The following is a 23,110-nucleotide window of genomic DNA, read 5'->3' as shown; positions in this document are numbered from 1 at the left end:
CAAAAAGGCCGCCCTGTCGGGGCGGCTTTTCTATTGATGTGCTTCCAGAATGTAGTTCTCCAGGCAGCGCTGCAGCCAGGGAGGAGTCGCCAGGCGCCCCTGGGAGTCCTCTTTCAGCCAGAGGTGGGTACTGGGTGGACTGAAGTGATCCAGCACCTGCTTATCTTGCTGGTAACCCATCTTTTGCGTTCTAAGTCCCTTGAACTGTTTCAGGTAGTCAACGGCAGAGCGGATGCCGACAATGATGATCCCTTCGCTGTTAAGCAGCAGGTGTGCCGCGCAGCCGAGATCGGGAACCGTGGCCAGTTCATCTTGGAGTTTACCCCTGGAGCGGGCGTAGCAGGCCAGGGGAGACTGGTTGTCGGGGAAGGGCAGGGAGGCCAGTTTCACCAGAGGGTATTTTATCAGCTGCTCGGGGCAGGGTTTCTCCCAAACCGGGTGGTCCTCTCTGGCCACAAGGTAGCCTGCTCTTATCTGTATGACCTTTTTGCTGAATACCCCATTTCGCACTGCAGGCTCGAAGGCGATCACGGCATCGGCTTCGTTGCCGCTAAGCCGGTTAATGCTCTCCTTGTTCCAGTACTCCATCTTCAGGGTCAGTTGGGTCTGATTGCGTTTGGCGGCTTGATGCAACGCCAGAGGCAGTGACATGGCCAGCTGGGGGACGGTGATGATGGTCAGGCTTGCGCTGCTGCCGTCCTGAAGGGATTCCCCGGTTCCGCAGGCTTCCTCTCTCAGCATGACCAACTGTCGCATCAATGGGTAGAGGTCGTGGGCGGTTTCGGTAGGGTGCATCCCCCCTTGCTGCCGGTTGAACAGAGGGTCCTCAAGGGCCAGTCTCAGCCCCTTGAGTTTACGGCTGAGTTTGGATGTGGTGACCTCCAGCTGCTCCGCCAGTTGGGCGATACCGCTGCCATTGTAGAGCTGGCAGAAGAGCTCCAGGCTGGAGAGACTGAGCTTAAGCATGCTGTCTGCCAGGCTGGGGAAGCTGGGATGTTGTTGCCAAAGCTGCTGCATTCGTTTGAACACTGGGTAAAGTTGCTCGGCAACCTGGCTGCGTTCAAAGCCGGACTGGCGTCTGATAAAAAGGGGGTCATCCAAACAGTCTCGCAGCGCATTTAACCCGCGGCTTATGGCCGCAGGCGTCGTTGCCAGAGCGGTGGCGACCTCCTTGGCGTTGAGGCGTTCATACACCTCAACGAAGAGGTTCAACTGGAATAGGGTGCAGTGCTGCAGCTTGTTCACGATTTCGATCCCTGAGTATTACTCGAGGTAATCTACCCGGCTCAATCGAGGTTGGCGATGGTCATTTGGTTGAAAGTGAACCCTTGTCAGTCCCGTTCCCGAGTTTCGTGATCCCGTCCACGTCAGGGGACCATCCAGTGGGCAGAATCGAGAATTGCTAAAGTCGACATTGGGTAATTCACATTGTTAAATATGGTGAAGGCTCTGAAAAATGTGTCTGAAGTCGAGCTCGTTGTCTGAATAGTTCTCCTCTTTTGGTTTGAGAGTTCCTCCAGCGTTAGCTTGGTGGTGAATTCCTCTTTTTAACGCTCTCCGTTCAGGGGTGACGGCCATCAACTCACTTGGTGGTCTGGGTGCCTACCATGTCTGCGACCACAGTGATGATGGTTTTACGGAGATGATAATGATGAAAACACCTAAGGCACCTTTGACGCTGTTGCTTGCTTCGGCTCTTTTGATGGGCGGTTGTGGGGATGGCGACGATGGCAAGGATGGGCAGCCAGGGCAACCGGGACAACCTGGGCAACCGGGCGACCCAGGGGCACCGGGCAGCGTCGGCTTGCATATCGACATGGCCCAAGAAGCCATTGCGCAGATCAAGGGGGCAACCTATTCGGACGGCATTATTGCCGTTGAGTTTGAGCTGACCAATGCCCAGGGCGTTGGCCTGTATGGGTTGGATGGCAGCAACCCATTCCACGACTTCCGCTTTTCGGTGGCGCAGCTGGCGGTAGAGGGCGACCTTAAGCAGTGGCAGTCACTGCTCAATGAGACCACCAATGATACCGGTACCACCTTTGAACAGGGGTTTGAGAAGCTTAAGGACTGCCCGGACTGCCTTCAGGACAACAGAGATGGCAGCTATAGCTACAGGTTTAACACCAATTTGTTGCAGTGGCAGGACCCTGCGGGTATCGCTTTTGACCCGACGTTGACCCAGAGACTGGCTATCGAGATGCAGTTTGAGTATGACTCCGGTCATGAACTGGCTGAGAATGCTCACTACGACTGGATCCCCTCCAGCGGAACCCAGGAGGGTGTGGAGACTCGGGAACTGCTCCTGATGGACACCTGTTATACCTGTCACCAGCCCGACAGCCTGAAGGCCCACGGCGGGCGGCGCCTGGATCTGGAGAACTGTCAGTCCTGTCACAATGGATTGGTGTCCGATCCCGAGGGAGTGTCTGTCGAGCTGGGGCACATGGTTCACGCCATCCACATGGGACCGAATCGCCAGGGTAAGGATGAGCAGGGGAATGTGGTTCCCATGCCCTATACGGTCTCCGGTTATCATGGTCCTCACGCCTTCGATTACCCGGCGTTTCCCACCAAGCCCTTCATGGACTGTACTGTCTGCCACACCGGGGACGAGTCTCTGGCCGATGCGGATTTGTGGTTGAAGGATGCCAATGCCAACGCCTGTATCGGGTGTCATACCGACAGCCCTGTTCAGCACAACTCTGCCAAGAATCCGCAGCTGGCCTGTACCGATTGTCACAGTGGTGTGGACCACCGCAAGCACGGTGCGCCCTATGACGCGGCGGCGGGTTACTCGGTGACGGTGTCTGACATCGTGGTCAACGCAGAGAATCTGCTGGAGATGGACATTCAGGTTGTCGATGCCGACGGCAACCTGGTGACCATCGATGAGATCTACCAGCAGGGATACTCCAACCCCTATGTGGTGGTGAGCTGGGATGTGGAGAAGGATTATCCCGAGCAGCGGGTGACCCTGGAGGGAGAAGGTTTCAGCGAGGGGACAACCTATGAGCATCGCCGCTTCAGCCTCAAGGGCGACGGCTCCACCACCTATGCTGATGGTACCTTCCACCTGACCACAGAGAAGGTTAAGCGGGGAACCACCTATACCCTGGATCTGCCTTTGGACATCGCCCAGAAAACCCTGGAGATCCTGCCTCTGGTGAAGGTGTGCTTCGAGGAAAACAGTGCGGTTCGCACCGACTGCGCCAGTGAAGGAGCCTACCCGGCCTATGTTCAGAGTGAGCCGGTTCGCACCATCCTGGGGGATACCGATGCTCAGCTGCCCCAGCGTCGCGCCATCATCGACTCGGCCAGCTGCCTGGGTTGCCACTCCAAGGAGTTCTACCATGACTCCAATGGCGCCAACTGCATTGCCTGCCACACCAACGATAAGAAACTGGTCGACGTTGAGGTGGATCATCAGCCCACCGGCTATCTGAAGTCCTCCAGCTTCATGTACAAGGCCCACAAGGCCCAGGGTCATGACAATGGCCACGGAGGAAGCGGTACCCTGCTCAAGACCGATTGCATGACCTGCCATGCCGCTGAACAGGGTTGGGGTGGCCTCGATTATGGTTTCGAACTGGGGCGCAACGCCGGCAGCGCTCTGGTGGTACCCAGCACCGTCAAGGAGAAGGATGTAGCACAAACCTGGTACGCCTCCCCTGACGTGGGTGCCTGCATGAGTTGCCATCAGAAGTACCTGTCCGATGCTGCCATGTCTCACATGATCAGCAACGGCGGTTACTTCGGTGACGACAAGGCCCAGGCTCAGGCGGCTCAGGAAGCCTGCGCCGTGTGCCACACCCCAGAGAAGGTGATGGCTCACCATGGGCACAAGCTCTAAGTATCATCATTACTTTCAGTGACTCAAAGCGCCCAATAGGGCGCTTTTTTTGCGCCATAAAAAAGGCCGCCCAATGGGCGGCCATTTCGTCGATGTTGCTTAGTAGTGCCAGGGGAACTTGCCGAAGTCCTGGTCGCGCTTCTCCAGGAAGGCGTCGCGGCCCTCCTGGGCTTCTTCGGTGCCGTAGGCCAGACGAGTGGCTTCACCGGCGAACAGTTGCTGGCCCACCAGGCCGTCGTCCGGCAGGTTGAAGCCGTACTTGAGCATGCGCATGGCGGTGGGGGACTTGGAGTTGATCTCCTTGGCCCAGCGCAGGGCTTCGGTTTCCAGTTCGGCGTGGGGGACGGACTTGTTGACCATCCCCATCTGGAAGGCTTCATCGGCGCTGTAGTTAAAGCCGCAGAAGAAGATCTCCCGGGCCCGCTTCTGGCCGATCATCTTCGCCAGGTAGGCGGAACCGTAGCCGGAGTCGAAGCTGGCCACATCCGGATCGGTCTGCTTGAATACCGCGTGCTCCTTGGAGGCCAGGGTCAGGTCACAGACGACGTGCAGGCTGTGTCCGCCGCCAACCGCCCAGCCGGGTACTACCGCGATCACCACCTTGGGCATAAAGCGGATCAGGCGCTGCACCTCTAGGATATGCAGTCGACCCATGCGGGCAACATCGGCCTTGCCTTTCTCCTCACCTTCGTACTTGTAGCCATCTTTGCCCCGAATCCGCTGGTCGCCGCCGGAGGAGAAGGACCATTGTCCCTTGGCGGAGGGACCGTTGCCGGTCAGCAATACGCAGCCAACGTCAGACCATTGGCGAGCGTGATCCAGAGCCAGATAGAGCTCATCCACCGTCTTGGGGCGGAAGGCGTTCAGGCAGTCGGCGCGGTCAAAGGCGATGCGAACCGTGCCCTGGTCCTTGGCTCTGTGATAGGTGATGTCTTCGAAGTCGAACCCTTCCACCTCCTCCCACAGGGAGGGATCGAAGATGTCAGATACCGCGTTGCTCATAGGGTGTTCCTTGTGTGTGCATTGGCCAAAAGTTTAGGGCCTGTTGATCTTTGCTGAGTCGTCTTGCGCCAACATTTGGCTGTTGTGAAGCCAAATAGATTGGTCTTCATTCGGTTTGGGTGAGCTGTTGGCAATGTCGTTGCGCCCTTCGGGGCCGGCCTGACGGCAGCCACTCTGCGTTGTTCGATCTTGACGTAGATGCAGTACCAATACAAAGTGATATCTGCGAGCTCAGTTTAAATCAAACGGGCTTCAGGTAAGGCTGCCAATCAAAGCTTTAGGGGCCTAAAGTAAGATTGGCAAACGCAGCATGAAGTCCGTTTGACTCAACCCGCAGGGAAGTTGCCCTGAGAGCTGACTCTGTGTTGTGACTCCTTAGAAGGGCAATACCATTCCTTCAGAGTCACGCCTTGATTCATCACTCATGGCAACTTCTGAGCGACACAGCTACCACATTGTATTGGTACCCTGCCTGCAATCGAACGCCTTGATTGGCTACCGTCACTCTCGGCCAAGACCTCGCTCCAAAGATCATCAGACCCTAGGCCTAAAGCTCAGCAGGGTCAATGGCTCAGGCTTTGGGGAGTGATCCCTGTTCATCGATTAGCGCCTGCAGCAGCGGCAGGTCCGCCGGTGCCAGAGTGGTCAGGTCCACCTTGTCAGGTTCAATCCACAGGTAGCGATCGTGGCTGCCGGTCAGTCGGATCGGCTGAGGGCGCCAATGACAATAGTAGCCATGCAACCTGACCCCCTTGCTGCCGTAGTGGTGTTCTGAGGTGCCCAGATGATCCCCTACTTCAAGACTGATGCACAACTCCTCTTTCAGCTCTCTGGTCAGGGCCTGCTCGAGGGATTCGCCCGGCTCGCACTTGCCACCGGGAAACTCCCACAGGCCTCCCTGGCTGCCGTCGGGGTGGCGACGGCATAACAACAACTTGTCCTGATGGACGATCAGGGCACAGGCGACTTCCAGCATGGGGGCTCCTTCAGAAAAGCGAGGATTAAGTGTGCGGATTTCCGAGGGGAATGCAAGGGATTGCTCTCTTCTTAAAAAATGTGATCTGGGATACACTTTTGCCGTGTATTCAATAGCTCAAGAGTAAGGAGTGCTGCTGTTATGCCAAGAGAGGAGAAGGATTTGAGTCGTCCCTGGCTCAAAGGGTGGATCGCCCTTATCTATCTTCCCCTGGGAGTTCAGATGATGTTCTGGATGATGGCCCTGGGCTTGGTGGATTTCAGTCTGCCTGATTCAATCGGGACGGTGCCCATGACCCTGGTCAACTACTATGTGTCGGTCACCATACTGCTCTACCCGGCGTTCTACCTCTATGGGCTGTTCTACTCTCTGCACCAGAACCGTAGTGGGCTTGCAGCCCCCAAAGTGATGCTGGCCAGTCTCATCCCCTTCCTGAGTGCCGCGCCCTACCTGCTGGTGGGGGAGATAGGTGCCTATTTCGGTGGAAACTGACTCTCAAGCGGGGAGTTGGATCACACTGTTGTGGGCGACTGATACACCGACATCTCCGCTGGGTTTAGACTGCTGATGTTCGGTATAGAGAAGAGGTTTCCATGAACGCCACCATCGCCACCGTTGTCAGCGCCAGGCTGGTCAATCAGGATGTCTACCACGTACGCCTGCGTCCTCACAGCCCCATGGCTGCGCAAGCGGGTCAGTATGTGGAGGTTTGTCTGGATAATGGTTGGTGCGTTCCCTACTCCATGGCCAATGATCCTCAGCCAGGAGGCGAGCTGGAGATGTACATTCAGCACTTCCCGGAAGGCAAAGCCTGTGATCAGGTGATCAAGACCCTGACCAGCCGCACCGAGGTGCCCATTCTGGTGGATGGCGAGATTGTCTATGAACAGGAGTGGGACAATGATCCTCTTATTGTGCTCAGTGCCGGCTGTGGCATCAGCCAGTCTCGCAGCGTGATTGAGCGCCGTCTGGCCAGCAACAGTGCTCAGCCCATCTATCTGTGCTGGGGGGGACGCGATGAGCATGAGCTGTTCGAGTTGCCCCAGCTGGAGCAGTGGCTGAGCGATCGTCGCTTTATGGCGGATCTGGCCCTGGAGAATCCTCCTGAAGGGTGGAGCAACAGTCGGGGGTATGTGGTCGATGTGGCTCTGCAACGCCTGGCTTGGATGACACCCCAGGAGCGAAAACGCGCCCGGGTGGTATTGACCGGCTCGCCCACCATGGTGGATGCATCCATGGCCCGCCTGGTTCAGACTGGTTTCAGTCGAGAGCGTCTGCTGGCGGACCAGGATTTTTATACTCCACGCACTCTGACCCCTATGGCGGCGCAGGCTGTGTAGCCGGTCGGAGAAGCCAACGGATTTTTAAGGGACGCATTGGCGTCCCTTTTTCGTTTTTCTGTCAAAACGGCGAAGCCGTGCCACACTTTACCTCTCGGGCTGAGGTAAACAGATGACTCTGAAAAGGCTGGCGTTACTGCTGTCCATGGTGCTGATACTGGTGTTGGTGGCGAGTTACTGGCTGATTCGAATGCTGGTGATCATCCCCATGCTTGAACGGGAGGTGGCCACCCTGCAGTGGCATGAGACTCTGACGGTTCGTCAGTATTTTTCCCAGCAGCAGATGCTGTTGACCGAGTTGGCGGCCTCCCCCGGTTACGACCGGTGGGCTCGGGGCGTGCTCACCGGTGGAGAGTCTGAGCCTCAGCTTACCAAGGGGGCAGAGATTGCCCTGCTATACGGCCCGGACCTCTCTCTTAAGAGCTTCGTTACTCACACTCCTCGGGAAACGGACCAATTTCCAATCTTGGTGGAAGATATTGCCTATGCCCGTGCCCGGCTGATGCCTGCCATGCTGCCGGAGAGCGAGATGTCCACTACCGGCTTGCTGTGGATGGATGAAGGCCTCTACAGCTACAGTGCTTCTACCGTCTGCAGCATGGATAAGCTGGGGTGCAGTCTGGGTTACCTGTTGCTGCTTAAACCCCTCAGGGTCAGTGAGATGGAGGCCAGTTTTGCCAAGCTGGGCCTCAAGGTGTCGGCCAGGCCGGCGGGTCTGGAAGACCAGGCTCTGTCCGAATTGATGATCCTGGAAGGGTTTGAACAGCCCGCAGAACAGCGGGAGCTGCTCGTTAAGGACAGCCTGGCCAAGGGGGCCTGGGTACTCACTCTCACCTACTCTGCACAGGTGAAACATGGCGTGGAGCAGAGGGAGTGGATCGCCTTTGTCCTATTGGTATTGCTGTTGCCCACCACCAACTTTCTGCTGTGGCGAATCTTTGTTACTCCCATCGAGTTTGGCAGCGCTCAGCTTCGGCAGATGGAGCGCGAACGCCAATACCGTAAGCTCACCGTCAATATGTACGTGCGGGAGTTCCAGCATCTGGTCAATGCCTTCAATGGTTTGATCGGGCGAGTGGAGAAACAGCGCAAACAGTTGCAAGACCTCAGTCAGACCGATTCGCTCACCGGGCTGGCGAATCGGCGGGGTATGGACCACTTTGCCATTCGAGAATGGCGGCGCTTGTGTCGGGCCAAGTATGGTGCCGCAGTGATGATGCTGGATATCGATGATTTTAAAGCCTATAACGACGAGTTTGGTCATCAGGCGGGGGACGATTGCCTGGTGTGTGTGGCCAGAGAGATTAAGCGGGTGGCCCGGCGGGGTGAGGATATCGCCTGTCGTTACGGGGGGGAGGAGTTTTGCATCATCTATGTGGAGGTGTTGCCTGAGACGGTGGAGAAGCTGGCGGAGAATCTGCGCGGGCACATTGAGCGACTGCACAAGTCGACAGCACTGCTCAAACGCCCCATCAGCGCCAGCATTGGCGTGGCCCTGATTGAACCCGGAGCGGATCTGACCAAGCAGTTTCAGGAGTTCGATCAACTGGTGCGCATTGCGGACCAGCAACTTTACCTGGCCAAACAGCATGGGAAAAATCAGGTGAAGATGTGGCGGCTGTCACCAGCCGCCACCGACAAACCCACTTAGAGAGTCAACAGATCGGCGCTGCGCTCGGCGCAGGGGGGCCTGAGATAGTGAGCGAAGCGCAGGGTGTAGCCGCAACTCAGGGGCTGGATCGCCTGGTCTACGCAGATGACGCCAGGCTGGTGATCCAGGTGCAGCTGCTGACTGAAGCTGATCAGGTCGTAACTGTCCGGCTGCAGAATCTTGAGTAGGGCATCCAGTACCTGGGTGGCTTCCTCACCTTCCAGATTGGTTTCGAAGCTGACGTAGGAGCTGTTTTCCTGCGGGGTGATGTGCATGGTGGCGTAGCGATCACCCCGGATGGCATTCATGGAGTAGCCAAAGGGTTCGAACAGGAAGTCATCCAGCTGGAATCCGGGCAGAAGTGCCTCCCAGTTCAGCCTCTGACGAATCCCCTCCACAGTTTGCTCTTCGCTGCGCAGGTACTGGGCATTGGCGCCGTTGATGTGGTACATCAGCAGCTCTACCGTGGCATCGTTCTCTTTCGGCTGATAGGGACGATCCAGGTGGTAGATGTAGTTGTGATGCCCGTCCAGGTAGCCCAGCTGGTAGCCCACCCCTTTGACCTGCTGCTGCAACGCCTTCACATCCTCTTCGAAAGAGCTCTTTTGCAGGTGGGACTGGTACTCGTTCTTACGCTGATAGCTGAGCATGGCCAGGTTGTCGGCACAGAAGCGTTCCAGGAAGCTGACCACGGCGTCCACCAGGGTGGTGGTGCCGCACGTGAGCATCAGGAAACGATCTTCCCAGACAAACAGGCTGGACTCGCTCAGCAGATAGGCATCGCACTCCTCATTATGCACGGAGGAGAGGATGGTGGCATTGGCCTTGGCAACGAGCTGTTGCCAGAATTCGCGTTCCAATTGTCTGAGTGAAGGCTGACCCGGCTGGAGAACCACCTCGATCTTCTTCTCAGACCCTTCGAAAAAAAGCATGATTGCTCTAACTCCTGTTGAAGGTCGGGCAGGTTACCTAAGTGTACGCCGCCCTGAATATCGGTTTAGCAGACGATGCTCTGCTTCCCCCCAACAAGTTTGGTGACCGCCCGATTGAACCGGGTCGAGAGTCACCTCCCCATATCCGACTTGCGGCGCTCGAGCTCCAATGAGGTTGCCCATTTTTTACGCCGATTTATAAGCCGGAGCTGGATTATACACAAATTCTCAACCAGGCCCAGAGCCCTGTCCTAGACTTACAGCATAGAGGCAAAAAACGGCGGCCAATGGTGCCGCCGCCCTTGTCTCTGAAGGATGTTGAACCGGGATTTTAGGGGGAGGTTCCAATGACCAAATGGATGGCTTGGCTGGGGGTGGCGATGCTGTTTCCCGTGTCTGCCCAGGAGCCGCAACAGTCGTTTGAATTAGTCAGCAACCACTGTCAGGAGCAGGAGTGTCTGTTGCTGTGGACCTATCATGGCAGCTATGCGCCCACAGGGCAGCAGTTGCTGGACCTCTATCGTCAGGGAGAGCGTTATGGTCGTGGGCCCATTACCCTGGAGGAGGACATTGTCAGCCGTACCCTATTGATGAGGGTGGAGCGAGACCTGTTTCCCCAGTCGCTGGGGGAAGCCGGGGATCCCTGCGATCAGGGGCAGTGTGCCCCCTGACCGGGCTGACACTGGGCAATAATGAACTCCCGCAGCCAGCGGTGTGCCGGGTCCGCCGACAGGTGAGCCGGCCATCCGAGCAGGTTGCTCAGGGGCTCCATCTTTAACGGCAATGGCAGCTTCACCAGGTTGTGGCTCTCAGACACCCGGTTGGCAAAGCTGCGGGTGCAGGTGAAGGCCAGGTTGCTGTGTTGACACAGCAGGGCGGCGGAATAGAAATCCGAGGTGCGCATGGAGGCGGTGATCTGGTGGCCAGTCTCTGCCAGTACCTGGTCCAGCAGCCAGGCATCGGAGCCCTCACACTCAATCTTCAGATGGGACAGTCCCACATACTGCTCCAGACTCCACTCCTTCCCCAGAACCGGGTGCTTGTCGTGCACCAGGCAGACGTGATCGTCCCGGCTCAGCTCCACATACTCCAGGTTCTTCGGCAGACTGCTGATGTGAAAGGGGTGGGGGGCCCGGGTGTCGTTGTCCCGGGGGAAGATGGCCAGGTCCACCTCGCCTTTGCTCAACATGGGCAGCCCCACCGCCTCCCAGCTCTTGGTTTCCAACATGATGCCGGGGGCGGCATTCATCATCGGTCCCAGGAAGCGGGTGAGCAGGGTGGCGAAGCAGGTCTCGGTCAGGGCCAGGCGGAAGCGTCGCTGGCTGTTGGCGGGGTCAAACCCCTGGGGCTCAAGAATCTCATCGGCCATGGCCAACCAGGTTCGTACCTGAGGTTCCAGGGAGCGAGCCCTGGGAGTGGGGGTCAGCCCCTTGGGATGACGGATAAACAGGGGATCCCCCAACTGCTGTCGTAGCCTGGCCAGTTGTTTGCTGACCGCCGACTGGGTCAGGCACAGCTTCTCGGCAGTGCGGGAGACACTGAGTTCCTCCAGCAGGGTCAGCAGGATTCTGAGCAGGTTCAGGTCGGTGTGGCGGATCATGATATTCCTTCTTGGACTATCAGCTTAGGATTATAAGTCATTTTATTTCATATCTGGCAATCCCTACAATAGACGCATCGACGTTTAAGGAGTAGTCATGCGTTTAACCAACCCTCTGCCGCTGTTCATGATGATGGTGCTGTTCTCACCCCTGGCCATCGACATCTTCCTCCCCGCCATTCCCCAGATGGCCGAGGCGTTGTCGGTACCTGTGTCCTGGGTGCAACAGAGTTTGCCCATGTTCATGCTCTCCTTCGGCATAGGGCAACTGCTGGCCGGTCCCCTGGCGGACCGCTACGGCCGCAGACCGGTAGCGTTGACCGGAACCCTGCTCTACATCCTGACCTCCTCCATGGCGGCCCTGGCCTCAGATTACGCCCTGCTGATGGCGGCCCGACTGGGACAGGGTTTCTCTGCCTGTGCCCTGTCTGTGGCGGCCTTCGCCGGGGTGAGGGATTTCTTCGGCGCCGAGCGCTCCAAGCCGATGTTCAGTTATCTGAACGGCGTTATCTGTATCGTCCCGGCGGCAGCCCCCCTGTTGGGTGGCCTCTTGACCCACTGGTGGGGCTGGACCGCCAACTTCTGGTTTATGGCCGGCTATGGGGTGCTGGTGAGTGCCGTACTCTGGCTGATGTTGCCTGAGACCCGGCCACAGAGCACCCGCAGCGAAGGTCGTCTGCTCTCCTGGAGCCGCTACGCCAGTGTGCTGGAGGTGGAGGCGTTTCGCTTCTACGCGGTGCTGGCGCTGCTGGGGATGGCGATGATAATCGGCTATGTGGCTCAGTCCCCCACCAGGCTGATGGTGGAGCTGGGGCTGGATGCCCGCAGTTACGCCATCTGGTTCGGCGTCAACGCGGTGATCAACATTGTGGCGGCCTTTGCGGCGCCCAAGGCGGTGGCCTGGATGGGGCAGAAACGCGCCCTGTGGGTCGGCGTGGTGCTGATGGCCCTGGCGGGCATGGCGGAGTTTGCCCTGCGTGGGCTGATGACCCCCATCGCCTTTATGGGCCCGGTATTCGTGGCCTCTGTGGCCTTCTCCTTCCTGATCGCCATCTGCGCCGGCAGTGCCCTGGCGCCCTTCGGTGACCGTGCCGGTACCGCGTCGGCCCTGTTGGGACTGTTCCAGATGACTGGCGCCGCCATAGTCGTGGGCCTGTTCGGTGCCAGCGGCCTTGGTGCGGTGGAGCAGCTGTCTCTGATGATGGCCCTGCCCCTGTTCTGGGTTTTGCTTCGCGGTCGTCGCCAGCAGCTGGAACCTCAGGTGGAAGCGGCTTGATGAGCCCGATGAATACGCAGGCCTGAGAGCGGCCATAAAAAAACGGCGCCACAAGGCGCCGTTTCTGTTTCTCTGCTCAGTCCTTAGCGGGACTTCACATAGGGCACACCTACAGACTTGGGTGCCACGGAGCGGCCGATGAAGCCCGCCAGCAGCAGTACGGTCAGGATGTAGGGCAGTACCTCGATGGCCTGAACCGGTACCTCGCCTACGCCGGGCAGGGACACGCCCTGCAGACGGATGGCAACGGCGTCCAGGAAGCCGAACAGCAGACAGCCCAGCATCACGGTCAGTGGGCGCCACTTACCGAAGATCAGCGCCGCCAGGGCGATAAAGCCTTTACCCGCACTCATGTTGGGTACGAAGCCAGCGTTCTGACCGGTGGACAGGTAGGCACCGGCGATACCGCACAGGATACCGGCGATGATCAGAGCCCGATAGCGCAGCCAGGCTACGGAGATACCGGCGGTGTCCACCGCGTGGGGGTTTTCACCCACGGCGCGCAGGCGCAGACCGAAGCGGGTGCGATACAGGATCCACCAGCACACAGGCACCAGGGCGAAGGCGCCATACACCAGCAGGTTGTGTCCGGACAGCAGGGTCGAGTAGAGCCCGCCAATCAGGGGAACGTCTGCCAGGGCGTCCGCGAAGGGGAAGGTGATGGGGTTGAAACGCTGCTCATCGGTCAGGGTCGGAGTCTGACCACCCAGGCCGAACCAGTAGCGGCCCAGGGTGATGGTCAGGCCCGCAGCCAGGATGTTGATGGCCACACCGGACACCACCTGGTCACCATTGTGGGTCACAGAGGCGAAGGCGTGGATCAGCGCCATGCAGATGCCCACCAGGATGGCGGCCAGCAGACCCAGCCAGACGCTGCCGGTGGCAGTGGCGGTGGCGGCCGCGGCGAAGGCGGCGGACAGCATCTTACCCTCCAGGGCGATGTTCACCACGCCGGAGCGCTCGGAGAACATACCGGCCATGGCGGCCAGCAGCAGAGGGGTGGACACCCGCAGGGTGGCGTCGAGGATCAGGATAATATTCTCGTACATAGCTTAGGCCTCCGCAGTCTGCTGCTTGCTGGATGATACAGCGGCGAAGAACTTCTCCATGTAGGGCTTGAGCATGTACTCAAGAGCACCACAGAAGAGGATCACCAGGGCCTGAACCACCACCACGATGTTGCGGTCCAGCTCAGGGTATTCGAACGCCAGCTCGGCTCCCCCCTGGAACAGCAGGCCGAACAGGATGGAGGCCAGGATGATGCCTACAGGGTGACCCCGGCCCATCAGCGCCACGGCGATACCGGTAAAGCCGTAGCCGGCGACGAAGTCCAGTTTGATCTGGCCGGAGTAGCCCTGCACCTCGTTGATGCCCACCAGGCCAGCCATGGCACCGGAGATCAGCATGACGATAACGGTCAGCTTCTTGGGATCAATACCGCCGTAGCGGGCGGCGGTGGGGTTGCTGCCCATGGCGCGGATGGCAAAGCCCCAACGGGTGTGCCACAGCAGGACCCACAGGAAGAAGCCGGTCAGCAGGGCGATGATGAACGCCAGGTTCAGCGGGGACTCTTCGATGGTGATGCCAAACCAGCCCATGATTTCATGCATGAAGGGCAGTTGGGCACTCTGTTCAAACACGCGGGAAACCGGTGCCATCTGGCCGTCCAGTTTCAGCACGTTCACCATCAGGTACACCATCAGCGACGAGGCGATGAAGTTGAACATGATGGTGGTGATCACGATGTGAGAACCGCGGTAGGCCTGCAGGTAGCCAGGGATCAGTGCCCACAGGGCACCGAACACCATGCCGGAGAGCATGGTGATGGGTAGCAGGGCCCAGAAGGGCAGGGCAGAGTCCAGGGCCAGACAGGCCAGACCCACGCCCAGGCCGCCGATGTAGGCCTGACCTTCACCACCAATGTTGAACAGCCCGGCGGAGAACGCCAGGGCCACACACAGGCCGGTGAAGATAAAGTTGGTGGCGTAGAACAGGGTGTAACCAATACCCTCTTCGTAGCCCAGGGCACCGTACAACATCACCTCGGCGGCTTCGACAGGATCGATGCCAATAAACATGAATACCAAGGCGGATACGGCGAACGCCAGGGTGACGTTCAACAGTGGCAGCAGGCCTACATTGGCCCACGCCGGCATTTTGGAGTCGCTCACGCTGCATCTCCTTCGGCCGAATTGGCCTGTTTCAATTCATCTGGAATAACGTTGGCCATCATCATGCCCAGAATCCGCTCATTGGCCTTGTCAGCCTGGACTTCGCCCACCACCTGGCCGTCAAACATCACGATGATGCGGTCGGACAGGGAGAGGATCTCGTCCAGCTCAACGGAGACAAGCAGCACGCCCTTGCCTTCGTCGCGCAGCTCGATAAGGCGCTTGTGAATGAATTCAATGGCACCGATGTCCACACCACGGGTAGGCTGGCCCACCAGCAGTACATCAGGGTTCTGGTCCACCTCGCGGGCGATGATCAGCTTCTGCTGGTTACCACCGGAGAACAGCGAACTGCGCAGATTGGGGTTGCGCGGCCGCACATCCCACTCATCCATCAGGCGCTTACACTCAGACTCGATGACCCCTGTCTTGGTAAGAACCTTGCCGTTGTACTTCTCTTGCTCGTGGTAGCCCAGGAGGGCGGACTCTTTGGCGGTGAAGGGCTTGACCAGACCCATGGCCAAACGATCTTCAGGCACGTGTGCCACACCCATCTCCCGCACTGCGGCAGGATCGCTGGGGACGTCTGCAGAGATAGTGGTGTCGCCGATAACCACCTTGCCGCTGGTGGGGGTGAGTAAGCCGCTTAACACCTCCATCAGTTCGGACTGGCCGTTGCCGGATACACCAGCGATACCCACGACCTCACCGGCCTTGAGTTCGATATTGACGCTCTTGAGCAGCTCTACGCCGCGGCTGTCCACCACGCGCAGATCTTCGGTTTTGAGCAGGGTCTGCTTGGGCTTGGCGGCCTCTTTGTCCACCTTCAGGCGCACCTTGCGACCCACCATCAGTTCCGCCAGCTCCTCTTTGTTGGTCTCTTTGGTGACCACGTGAGAGACCATGGCGCCCTGACGCATTACCGATACATTGTCGGTGGCGGCGAGAATTTCCCGCAGCTTGTGGGTGATCAGCAGGATGGTTACCCCCTGATCGCGCAGGGCATCGAGGATGCGGAACAGGTGATCGGTTTCCTGGGGGGTGAGCACGCCGGTGGGCTCATCCAGGATCAAGATTCGGGCACCGCGGTAGAGCGCCTTGAGGATCTCAACTCGCTGCTGCAGACCAACAGGCAGCTCTTCGACCAGGGCGTCCAGAGGCACGTCCAGCTGGTACTCCTTGGCGAGACGAGTCAGCTCTTTACGGGCTTTGGTCAGGCTCCCTGCCAGCATTGCGCCTTCCTCAGCGCCCAGGACTACGTTCTCAAGTACGGTGAAATTGTCTACAAGCATGAAGTGCTGGTGCACCATGCCGATGCCGGCCTCGATGGCGGCCCGGGAGGTTTTAATGCTGCACTTCTTTCCGTCCACCAGGATTTCACCTTTGTCGGCCTCGTAGAAGCCGTAGATGATGTTCATCAGGGTGGACTTACCGGCGCCGTTCTCGCCGATGATGCCATGGATGGTCCCTGCGGGGACCTGAAGGTCGATATTGTTGTTGGCGTGTACTGCGCCGAAACGTTTGTCGATGCCTTTTAGTTCCAGGGCGAACGGTTTTTCAGTTCGATCTGACATAGCAGAGTTCTCTTTGCTATCTGGCATGAGATGCTGGGAGGGGAAAGCCCGGAGAGGCGGACCTCTCCGGGTTTGGAGCGGTAAGCTTAGTACTTACAGGTGTTGTCGCTCATGTAATCGTGAACCACGATGTCGCCAGACTTGATCTTGGCGGCGATGTCGTTCAGCTGCTTCTCCATCTCTGGAGAAACCAGGGAGCGGTTGTAGTCATCCAGAGCCCAGCCTACGCCGTTCTCTTTCAGACCCAGGGCGTTGATGCCAGCGTCCCACTTGCCGTTCTGAGCGTCGGCAAACATCTCGTAGGTCGCCAGACCAACACGCTTAACCATGGAGGTCAGCATCACACCTGGGTGCAGGTAGTTCTGGTTGGAGTCTACGCCGATGGCAAACTTGCCTTCGTCCTTAGCGGCCTGGTAAACACCAACACCGGTACCGCCAGCAGCGGCGAATACTACGTCAGCGCCTTTGGTGAACTGGGACTTGGCCAGCTCGGAACCACGGGCTGGATCGTTCCAGGCAGCAACGGTGGAACCGGTCATGTTCTGGAATACTTCGGCGTCTTTGTTTACGTACTTGGCACCCTGCTCGTAGCCACAAGCGAACTTACGGATCAGAGGGATGTCCATGCCGCCAACGAAGCCCAGCTTCTTGGACTCGGACTTCATGGCTGCCAGAGCACCTACCAGGAAGGAACCTTCGTGCTCTTTAAACACGATGGACTTAACGTTTGGCAGATCTACAACGGAGTCGATGATGACGAATTGGCTGTCGGGGTACTTCTTGGCCACCTTTTCCAGGGCGGTGCCGTACATGAAGCCTACAACGACGATGGGGTTGAAGCCGCGCTTAGCCAGACGCTCCAGACCCTGCTCACGCTGAGCATCGTTGGCAGGTTCAAACTCACGGATCTTCATACCTTTGTCGTTGTTGAACTGGGTTACACCATTTTCAAAAACTGCCTGGTTGAAGGACTTGTCGTACTTACCGGTTACGTCGTAGGCCACGGCAGGTTTGAAGTCTGCTGCGCCAGCGACGAAAGATGTCAGAGCCAGAGTCACTGCGGCCGCAGTAGAGGCGATTGCTTTCATCATCGTATCCTCGCGATTGTAGTAATTTTCTTTAAGCAACTTTTATCCAGAAAAGTTGATGTCACAGCCATATACCGACACTGCCCCTCCATCAAGCGGCGAATATGACTTCCCTTGGCTTGTGTGACCTGAATCACGTTATTTTTGATCGCGGATTAAATAATCGACGATTTTACGTTTATTTTGCTCTGAAAGTGACTGACGGAAAAAACATCGTTCGTGGTAATATTACGAAAAAAGCATAAGTTAGGGCGGAAAGATACGGGGTTTTGCCAGTTGGGTTAACGACAATTTTGGGTGTTTAAAACGAAGTTTTACTCCAAAGAGTCACCACCGAGTTGATGTGATTGGGTATTCAACCCGGTGGTCTGTCCTTTGCTATTGAGAGGTGGCGGGATGACTAAACAGGCGTTTGTGCCAGTCTCCGCCGACGCCGGATTCAATCCAGCGCTTGGCATGTTTTTTCCAGACCGACGTCAGCTTGGGGTGCCCGGCCAGAAGGGTGAGATCCTCCCGGTTGAAGGGCTGCCCATAAAGGATGGTGTTGCACTGAGCCAGGGTCAGCCCTCTGGGATCCTGCTCGACCCGCTCCAGAGTGTCTCCCGGAGCAATTTCGCCCTCTTCGATGACCCGGAAGAACCAGCCACAGCGATGGGTCAGCTGAACCTGAAGGGCCATATGGCTGTAATCAAAGCGGGTGTTGAGTTTGTGGCAGGGGCAGCGGGGCTCGCTCACCTCCAGCAGGGTGCCCCCCAGCCGGAAGCGGTCTCCGACGCAGACAGTGTGCTCGGTCCAGCCTTGGCCACAGAGGTTTTCACCAAAGGCGCCGGCTTGGAAAGGGGTCGGTGAGGCGGTCAGACCCAGGCTCTGCCAATAGTGAGCCCAGAATTGATAGTGCTCCGCCGGGTAGTAATGCAGGGCACGGTCGGCGCCACCATGGAATCTTGGGTCAGCCACCTCGTCTCCGGGCAATCCCAGGGTAGAGCAGAACAGGGCTGCGTCGGAGGGTTGTTTATGGATGGCGCTGTGGCCATCACCGAAGGGGCGGCTGGTGCCGGTAAGCAGGATCATCTTTCCTCCTGAACACTAGTGATACAAAAAAGGCGCCAAAGGGCGCCTTTTCTTTTATGGGGAGAAGCTTACTGCTCCTCGATGCCCATCTCCCGCTTTTCCTGGGAGGGGATGCCCAGCAGTTCCACTTCGAACACCAGGGCTGCATTGCCAGGGATGGACTGGCCGGCGCCACGCTCACCATAGGCCAGCTCGGAGGGGATGTACAGCTCGTACTTGGAGCCCACGTTCATCAGCTGCAGACCTTCGGTCCAGCCTTTGATTACGCCATTCAGCGGGAAGCTGATGGACTCGCCGCGCTTGTAGGAGGAATCAAACTCGGTGCCGTCGATCAGGGTGCCGCGGTAGTGCACTTCCACGGTGTCGGTGGCAGCAGGCTTGGCGCCTTCACCTTCGGTGATCACCTTGTACTGCAGGCCGGACTCGGTCACCTTCACGCCCTCTTTCTTGGCGTTCTCGGCCAGGAAGGCTTCACCTTCAGCCTTTACGGCGGCAGTTTCTGCGGCTTCCTTCGCCTGGGCGGCTTCGGCGATCTTGGTGTCAAATGCCTGCAGCAGCTGACCCATCTCCTCCTCGGTCAGCTGGTTGTTGCCAGCCAGACCTGCCTTGATACCCTGGAGAACCAGATCGCGGTCCACGGAAATCTCCAGCTCGTTCAGCTGGTCCAGGCTGCTGGCCAGGTTACCGGCAAAAGAGGCGCCGATGGCGTAGGCGATCTTCTGGTCTTCGGTGTTGAGCTTGACGTCTTCCGCCTTGGTATCGGCGGCATTATCCTGACAACCGGCCAGAGCTACGGCTGCGGCAACCAGGCCGATCTTAAATAGAGTGCGCATTGGATTCTCCCTAAAAACATCCCAACTACTATTAGGGCTAACCGCCCATTATGCAAGGGTTATTCGTATAAACAGGGGGTATGACCCGGGATTGGACCCAGGGTTCCCGAAATTTGTCTTCGGGCTCTCTGAAAATTGGCCAGAAGGTGACGGCCGGCAAGTAAATACTGGTACACTCCAGCGGTTACCCTTATTACTTCTGGAATTGAGAACTGATGGCCCTGAAAGCGACGGTGTTCCGTGCCCACGTCGAGTTGGCGGATATGGATCGCCACCAATATTTGAGCGAAAGTCTGACTCTGGCCCGCCACCCCTCGGAAACCGACGGTCGGCTGATGGTACGGTTGCTGGCCTGGTGCATGTATGCCGAGGAGAAGCTGGAGTTTACCAAGGGGCTGTGTGCCGATGACGAGCCGGAGCTGTGGCTGAAGAACGATGCCGGTGAGATTGAGCTGTGGATTGAGCTCGGCCAGCCCGATGAGAAGCGCCTGAAAAAGGCCTGTTCCCGTGCCAGGCAGGTGGTGCTGTTCAACTATGGTGAGCGTTCCGCTCAGGTGTGGTGGCAGCAGAACCAGGGCAACCTGGGCCGCCATGACAACCTGACCATCTGGAGCCTGTCCGATGAGGCCTTCAATGGCCTGGCTGATCTGGCGGACAGAAACATCCGCCTGCAGGCCAACATCATGGATGGTCAGTGCATGCTCTCGACCGAAACCGGCTCCATCTCAGTAGAGCCGGAGTGTCGTCAGAAGGCGGGATAACCCCTAGGCCACCACAAAGCCTTGGATTCGGGAGAGCCACTGCTGCCACTGGTGGCTCTTCTGTTCCAGCTCATGCTCCGACTCCAGCAGCGCCGGGTGGGCGCCCCAGATGGGGCCCGGCCAGGCGTCATCGCTGGCAAACCTGGCCACATGGTGCAGATGCAGCTGAGGCACCATGTTCCCCAAAGACGCCACATTCACCTTATCCGGGCTCAGCACCTCCTCCATGATCTGCGCCACTTGGCAGGACTCCCGCATCATTTGCAGCTGATCGTCGTCACTCAGGTGGTGGATCTCCTTGATACCGCTGCGCTCAGGGATCAGGATAAGCCAGGGATAGCGGCCATCCTTGGAGAGCCTTACCTGACACAGACTCAGGTGACCAATCAGCATGGAGTCCTGCTCCAGCCGTTCGTGTAGCTCAAACATAGCTTCTCCTAGAATTTGAATTGGCCGACCAGGCCAGCCGTCTCACCATCATAGTAGGGGGCGATGGCCAGATCCGGGTGCGGGGACACAATAAAGTGGTTGAACGCCAACCCGATGGCGGCACCAGCGAGCACATCCTCCACTTCATGGTTGTCGGTCTGGACCCGGGCATAGCCGGTGTAACCAGCGAGAAGGTAGGCGGGCAGGGCATATTGCCAGCCATAGCGACGATGCAGGAATCCTGCGCTGGAGAAGGTGAGGGCGGCATGGCCGCTGGGGAAGGCATCGTTATCCTTGCCGTTGGGGCGCTCTTTGTCGACCGCAGCCTTCAGGGCATAGGTGGTCAGGGCGGTGGCGCCCAGGCTGTAGCCAAACTGCCACAGCCCCTCTTCATCCTCTTCCACGAAATAGGCGATGGATGCCGCGGCGGCAGGCAGGGCGAATTCTAATACGTCACTGCTGTTTTCCGTAAAGGAGGCATTAGCCCCAAAACTGGCGGTAACTGCCAGAGATATTAAGATTTTTCTCATAAAAAAAGCTGCCCTCCAAGAAGGAGGGCAGCTTATCAGACCTGAGGGTTGAGCGGAATGATCCGCTCAATGCCTGTTAGTCGTTGAATTCGCGACGCTGGCGCTTGCCCTGGTAACCGCCTTCGTTGCGGCGACCACGGAACTCACCGTCTTCGCGGCGGCCACGGAATTCGCCGTCATTGCGACGAGGGCGGAATTCACCGTCGTTACGACGAGGGCGGAACTCGCCATCTTCGCGACGACCACGGAACTCACCGTCGTTGCGGCGACCACGGGAGTCACCGTCGTTGCGGCGACCACGGAACTCACCGTCACGGCGACCACGGAACTCACCATCGCGACGAGGACGACGGTTGTCGTCACGATCCCGAGGCGGGATCTGCTCAGAGGTGATCTGACCGTCGATCTGGCGGTTGCGGATGCGGATCTTACGCATGTCGTTCTGAACGTAAGGAGGCATGTTCTGCGGCAGCTGCACCAGAGTGTGGGCATCGAACAGGCGGATCTGACCGATGAGACGGCTCTCCAGCTGCAGTTCGTTGGCCAGGGCGCCAACGATGTCCTTCACCTGGGCACCGTGCTCGCGGCCTACGGCCAGACGGTAGGTGTCGAAGTTGATGTTCTCGCGACGTGGGCGACGATCATCACCATCGCGGTCACGACGTTCGGAACGCTCGCGGCGCTCGAAACGAGGCTCTGGATCCGGCTTGGGCTTCAGAGGCTTCTTGCGCTGACGCTCAAACAGCAGGGCGGCGGCCAGGCTGAGAATGTCCTTCTCGGTCTTCTCAGACATCTCGGTCAGCATACCCTTCAGCTCTTCCAGGTCACGCTCGTCGATGCAGGTGGTCAGTTCCTCCTGCAGACGGCCAACCCGGTGACGGCCAAGCTCTTCGGCGGTCGGCAGGTCCATAGGGATGATGGTGCCCTTGGTCTGACGCTCGTAGGTGCGCAGCAGACGCATTTCGCGGGGGCGGGCGAATAGAATCGCTTCACCTTCACGACCGGCACGACCGGTACGGCCGATACGGTGTACGTAGGACTCGGAGTCCATGGGCAGGTCGTAGTTCACCACGTGGGTGATACGAGGCACGTCCAGACCACGGGCGACTACGTCGGTGGCGATCAGGATGGAGATGCGACCCTTGTGCAGCTGGGCAACGGTGTGTTCACGCTGCTGCTGGCTCATGTCACCGTTGAGAGCGGCGGCCTTGAAGCCCAGACCGTTCAGGTGGGCGGCAAGGTCGACGGTGTCACCACGGGTACGCACAAACACGATCATGGCGTCGTAGGGCAGAGTCTCTGCCAGACGCTCCAGGGCGGTCTGCTTGGAAACGCCGGTAACTTTCCAGGCTTTCTGGGTAATGTTGGCCTTTGCGTTTACATCTGCAGCGATCTTGACGTGCTTGGGATCTTTCAGGAAACGCTGGGCGATGCGACGGATCTGCTGAGGCATGGTGGCGGAGAACAGTGCCATCTGGGTCTCAGAGTCCAGGTGCTCCAGGATCCACTCGATATCTTCGAGGAAGCCCATGTTGAGCATCTCATCCGCTTCGTCCAGTACGCAGCAGCTGACCTTCTCCAGATCGATGCTGCCACGGCGAATGTGGTCCATCAGGCGGCCGGGAGTGGCCACGACTACCTGGCAGCCGCGCTCCAGATCACGCAGCTGAGGGCCGTAGGGCTGGCCACCGTACAGGGTGGTGACGCGCAGGCCGCGCAGGTTTACAGCGAACTCTTCCAGGGATTTGGCAACCTGAATTGCCAGTTCACGGGTCGGGGCGAGCACCAGCATCTGAATGTGACGCTGGCTGGGATCTATGCGGGCCAGCCCGGGCAGACCAAAGGCAGCGGTTTTACCGGTACCGGTCTGGGCTTCACCCAGGATGTCGTTGCCCTCAATCATGTAAGGGATGGCTTGGGCCTGAATCGGCGTGGGGGCGGTAAAGCCCAGGTCAGTAACGGCCGCAAGCAGAGGAGCCGGCAGATTCAAGCCAGCGAAATCAATAGTGGTATCAGACATGTA

Annotated in this window: 21 protein-coding genes; 7 read left to right on the top strand and 14 right to left on the bottom strand. The window is 58.4% G+C overall.

Annotated elements, in window-relative coordinates:
• Positions 1-30: 30 nt before the first annotated feature.
• Positions 31-1,245, bottom strand: a complete 1,215-nt coding sequence (locus ACN0RV_RS05790) for a LysR family transcriptional regulator (RefSeq protein WP_417346398.1) — start codon at positions 1,243-1,245, stop codon at positions 31-33.
• A 403-nt stretch (positions 1,246-1,648) separates the two neighbouring features.
• Here ACN0RV_RS05790 and ACN0RV_RS05785 point away from each other — a divergent pair, with 403 nt between their 5' ends.
• Positions 1,649-3,853 (top strand): OmcA/MtrC family decaheme c-type cytochrome, encoded by a 2,205-nt coding sequence (locus tag ACN0RV_RS05785; RefSeq protein WP_417346396.1) that lies wholly within the window; start codon positions 1,649-1,651, stop codon positions 3,851-3,853.
• Positions 3,854-3,952: 99 nt separating this feature from the next.
• Here ACN0RV_RS05785 and ACN0RV_RS05780 read toward each other — a convergent pair whose 3' ends face one another.
• Together ACN0RV_RS05780 and ACN0RV_RS05775 are read right to left on the bottom strand one after the other, a co-directional pair.
• A complete protein-coding gene (locus ACN0RV_RS05780; protein ID WP_286341463.1) occupies positions 3,953-4,855 on the bottom strand; it encodes a 1,4-dihydroxy-2-naphthoyl-CoA synthase in 903 nt (300 codons plus the stop codon).
• A 571-nt stretch (positions 4,856-5,426) separates the two neighbouring features.
• Positions 5,427-5,831, bottom strand: a complete 405-nt coding sequence (locus ACN0RV_RS05775) for a (deoxy)nucleoside triphosphate pyrophosphohydrolase (protein ID WP_417346394.1) — start codon at positions 5,829-5,831, stop codon at positions 5,427-5,429.
• Between the two features lie 162 nt (positions 5,832-5,993).
• Here ACN0RV_RS05775 and ACN0RV_RS05770 point away from each other — a divergent pair, with 162 nt between their 5' ends.
• The 3 genes from ACN0RV_RS05770 (at position 5,994) to ACN0RV_RS05760 (ending at position 8,822) form a co-directional block, all read left to right on the top strand.
• Positions 5,994-6,323 carry a hypothetical protein gene (locus ACN0RV_RS05770; protein WP_417346392.1) on the top strand — a complete coding sequence of 110 codons (330 nt, stop codon included), beginning with the start codon at positions 5,994-5,996 and terminating at the stop codon, positions 6,321-6,323.
• Between the two features lie 101 nt (positions 6,324-6,424).
• Positions 6,425-7,171, top strand: a complete 747-nt coding sequence (locus ACN0RV_RS05765) for a hypothetical protein (protein ID WP_417346390.1) — start codon at positions 6,425-6,427, stop codon at positions 7,169-7,171.
• A 112-nt stretch (positions 7,172-7,283) separates the two neighbouring features.
• Positions 7,284-8,822 (top strand): GGDEF domain-containing protein, encoded by a 1,539-nt coding sequence (locus tag ACN0RV_RS05760; protein ID WP_417346388.1) that lies wholly within the window; start codon positions 7,284-7,286, stop codon positions 8,820-8,822.
• Here ACN0RV_RS05760 and ACN0RV_RS05755 read toward each other — a convergent pair.
• Positions 8,819-9,754, bottom strand: coding sequence for an adenosylmethionine decarboxylase (locus ACN0RV_RS05755; protein ID WP_417346386.1), 936 nt, complete (start codon positions 9,752-9,754; stop codon positions 8,819-8,821). The two genes, ACN0RV_RS05760 and ACN0RV_RS05755, sit on opposite strands and share 4 nt — an antisense overlap.
• A 347-nt stretch (positions 9,755-10,101) precedes the next feature.
• Between ACN0RV_RS05755 and ACN0RV_RS05750 the strand changes: the two genes are divergently transcribed.
• Positions 10,102-10,425, top strand: coding sequence for a hypothetical protein (locus ACN0RV_RS05750; protein ID WP_417346385.1), 324 nt, complete (start codon positions 10,102-10,104; stop codon positions 10,423-10,425).
• On the opposite strand, the gene ACN0RV_RS05745 is transcribed toward ACN0RV_RS05750, so the two are convergent.
• The gene (locus tag ACN0RV_RS05745) at positions 10,404-11,354 is read right to left on the bottom strand and encodes a LysR family transcriptional regulator (protein ID WP_417346383.1); all 951 of its coding nucleotides are present in this window, start codon (positions 11,352-11,354) and stop codon (positions 10,404-10,406) included. The two genes, ACN0RV_RS05750 and ACN0RV_RS05745, sit on opposite strands and share 22 nt — an antisense overlap.
• A gap of 97 nt (positions 11,355-11,451) precedes the next feature.
• Between ACN0RV_RS05745 and ACN0RV_RS05740 the strand changes: the two genes are divergently transcribed.
• Positions 11,452-12,630 (top strand): multidrug effflux MFS transporter, encoded by a 1,179-nt coding sequence (locus tag ACN0RV_RS05740; protein ID WP_417346381.1) that lies wholly within the window; start codon positions 11,452-11,454, stop codon positions 12,628-12,630.
• A gap of 83 nt (positions 12,631-12,713) precedes the next feature.
• Here the strand turns inward: ACN0RV_RS05740 and ACN0RV_RS05735 are convergent, their stop codons facing one another.
• From ACN0RV_RS05735 to fkpA, 6 genes are all read right to left on the bottom strand, one after another.
• On the bottom strand, positions 12,714-13,679 hold the full coding sequence (locus ACN0RV_RS05735; RefSeq protein WP_028109150.1) for an ABC transporter permease: 966 nt from the start codon (positions 13,677-13,679) through the stop codon (positions 12,714-12,716).
• A gap of 3 nt (positions 13,680-13,682) precedes the next feature.
• On the bottom strand, positions 13,683-14,801 hold the full coding sequence (locus ACN0RV_RS05730; RefSeq protein ID WP_286341472.1) for an ABC transporter permease: 1,119 nt from the start codon (positions 14,799-14,801) through the stop codon (positions 13,683-13,685).
• Positions 14,798-16,375: an ABC transporter ATP-binding protein gene (locus ACN0RV_RS05725; RefSeq protein ID WP_286341473.1), complete on the bottom strand. Its 1,578-nt coding sequence runs from the start codon at positions 16,373-16,375 to the stop codon at positions 14,798-14,800. The genes ACN0RV_RS05730 and ACN0RV_RS05725 overlap by 4 nt, the downstream gene beginning before the upstream one ends.
• Positions 16,376-16,461: 86 nt before the next feature.
• Positions 16,462-17,466 carry a BMP family lipoprotein gene (locus tag ACN0RV_RS05720; protein WP_286341474.1) on the bottom strand — a complete coding sequence of 335 codons (1,005 nt, stop codon included), beginning with the start codon at positions 17,464-17,466 and terminating at the stop codon, positions 16,462-16,464.
• A 375-nt stretch (positions 17,467-17,841) separates the two neighbouring features.
• Positions 17,842-18,534, bottom strand: coding sequence for an MOSC domain-containing protein (locus ACN0RV_RS05715; RefSeq protein ID WP_417346378.1), 693 nt, complete (start codon positions 18,532-18,534; stop codon positions 17,842-17,844).
• 68 nt (positions 18,535-18,602) lie between these two features.
• A complete protein-coding gene (gene fkpA / locus ACN0RV_RS05710) occupies positions 18,603-19,367 on the bottom strand; it encodes an FKBP-type peptidyl-prolyl cis-trans isomerase (protein ID WP_417346376.1) in 765 nt (254 codons plus the stop codon).
• Between the two features lie 215 nt (positions 19,368-19,582).
• On the opposite strand from fkpA, the gene ACN0RV_RS05705 reads away from it, so the two are divergent.
• Positions 19,583-20,128 carry a YaeQ family protein gene (locus tag ACN0RV_RS05705; protein WP_286341477.1) on the top strand — a complete coding sequence of 182 codons (546 nt, stop codon included), beginning with the start codon at positions 19,583-19,585 and terminating at the stop codon, positions 20,126-20,128.
• A 3-nt stretch (positions 20,129-20,131) separates the two neighbouring features.
• Here ACN0RV_RS05705 and ACN0RV_RS05700 read toward each other — a convergent pair whose 3' ends face one another.
• From ACN0RV_RS05700 to ACN0RV_RS05690, 3 genes are all read right to left on the bottom strand, one after another.
• The gene (locus ACN0RV_RS05700) at positions 20,132-20,557 is read right to left on the bottom strand and encodes an HIT domain-containing protein (RefSeq protein ID WP_417346373.1); all 426 of its coding nucleotides are present in this window, start codon (positions 20,555-20,557) and stop codon (positions 20,132-20,134) included.
• 8 nt (positions 20,558-20,565) lie between these two features.
• Positions 20,566-21,087: a phosphatase PAP2 family protein gene (locus ACN0RV_RS05695; protein ID WP_417346371.1), complete on the bottom strand. Its 522-nt coding sequence runs from the start codon at positions 21,085-21,087 to the stop codon at positions 20,566-20,568.
• 76 nt (positions 21,088-21,163) lie between these two features.
• Positions 21,164-23,107: a DEAD/DEAH box helicase gene (locus ACN0RV_RS05690; protein WP_417346369.1), complete on the bottom strand. Its 1,944-nt coding sequence runs from the start codon at positions 23,105-23,107 to the stop codon at positions 21,164-21,166.
• Positions 23,108-23,110 lie beyond the last annotated feature (3 nt).

Source organism: Ferrimonas sp. (assembly GCF_048263965.1).
Classification (GTDB): domain Bacteria; phylum Pseudomonadota; class Gammaproteobacteria; order Enterobacterales; family Shewanellaceae; genus Ferrimonas.
Note: the sequence above shows the minus strand (reverse complement) of the source record. Positions and strands in the feature narration are given on the sequence as shown.

Bases quoted from the DNA above. Each gene is read 5' to 3' on its own strand.
- ACN0RV_RS05785 (WP_417346396.1), top strand. From the start codon at position 1,649: ATGATGAAAACACCTAAGGCACCTTTGACGCTGTTGCTTGCTTCGGCT.
- ACN0RV_RS05780 (WP_286341463.1), bottom strand. From the start codon at position 4,855: ATGAGCAACGCGGTATCTGACATCTTCGATCCCTCCCTGTGGGAGGAG.
- ACN0RV_RS05775 (WP_417346394.1), bottom strand. From the start codon at position 5,831: ATGCTGGAAGTCGCCTGTGCCCTGATCGTCCATCAGGACAAGTTGTTG.
- ACN0RV_RS05765 (WP_417346390.1), top strand. From the start codon at position 6,425: ATGAACGCCACCATCGCCACCGTTGTCAGCGCCAGGCTGGTCAATCAG.
- ACN0RV_RS05760 (WP_417346388.1), top strand. From the start codon at position 7,284: ATGACTCTGAAAAGGCTGGCGTTACTGCTGTCCATGGTGCTGATACTG.
- ACN0RV_RS05755 (WP_417346386.1), bottom strand. From the start codon at position 9,754: ATGCTTTTTTTCGAAGGGTCTGAGAAGAAGATCGAGGTGGTTCTCCAG.
- ACN0RV_RS05750 (WP_417346385.1), top strand. From the start codon at position 10,102: ATGACCAAATGGATGGCTTGGCTGGGGGTGGCGATGCTGTTTCCCGTG.
- ACN0RV_RS05745 (WP_417346383.1), bottom strand. From the start codon at position 11,354: ATGATCCGCCACACCGACCTGAACCTGCTCAGAATCCTGCTGACCCTG.
- ACN0RV_RS05740 (WP_417346381.1), top strand. From the start codon at position 11,452: ATGCGTTTAACCAACCCTCTGCCGCTGTTCATGATGATGGTGCTGTTC.
- ACN0RV_RS05735 (WP_028109150.1), bottom strand. From the start codon at position 13,679: ATGTACGAGAATATTATCCTGATCCTCGACGCCACCCTGCGGGTGTCC.
- ACN0RV_RS05725 (WP_286341473.1), bottom strand. From the start codon at position 16,375: ATGTCAGATCGAACTGAAAAACCGTTCGCCCTGGAACTAAAAGGCATC.
- ACN0RV_RS05720 (WP_286341474.1), bottom strand. From the start codon at position 17,466: ATGATGAAAGCAATCGCCTCTACTGCGGCCGCAGTGACTCTGGCTCTG.
- ACN0RV_RS05715 (WP_417346378.1), bottom strand. From the start codon at position 18,534: ATGATCCTGCTTACCGGCACCAGCCGCCCCTTCGGTGATGGCCACAGC.
- fkpA (WP_417346376.1), bottom strand. From the start codon at position 19,367: ATGCGCACTCTATTTAAGATCGGCCTGGTTGCCGCAGCCGTAGCTCTG.
- ACN0RV_RS05705 (WP_286341477.1), top strand. From the start codon at position 19,583: ATGGCCCTGAAAGCGACGGTGTTCCGTGCCCACGTCGAGTTGGCGGAT.
- ACN0RV_RS05700 (WP_417346373.1), bottom strand. From the start codon at position 20,557: ATGTTTGAGCTACACGAACGGCTGGAGCAGGACTCCATGCTGATTGGT.
- ACN0RV_RS05695 (WP_417346371.1), bottom strand. From the start codon at position 21,087: ATGAGAAAAATCTTAATATCTCTGGCAGTTACCGCCAGTTTTGGGGCT.
- ACN0RV_RS05690 (WP_417346369.1), bottom strand. From the start codon at position 23,107: ATGTCTGATACCACTATTGATTTCGCTGGCTTGAATCTGCCGGCTCCT.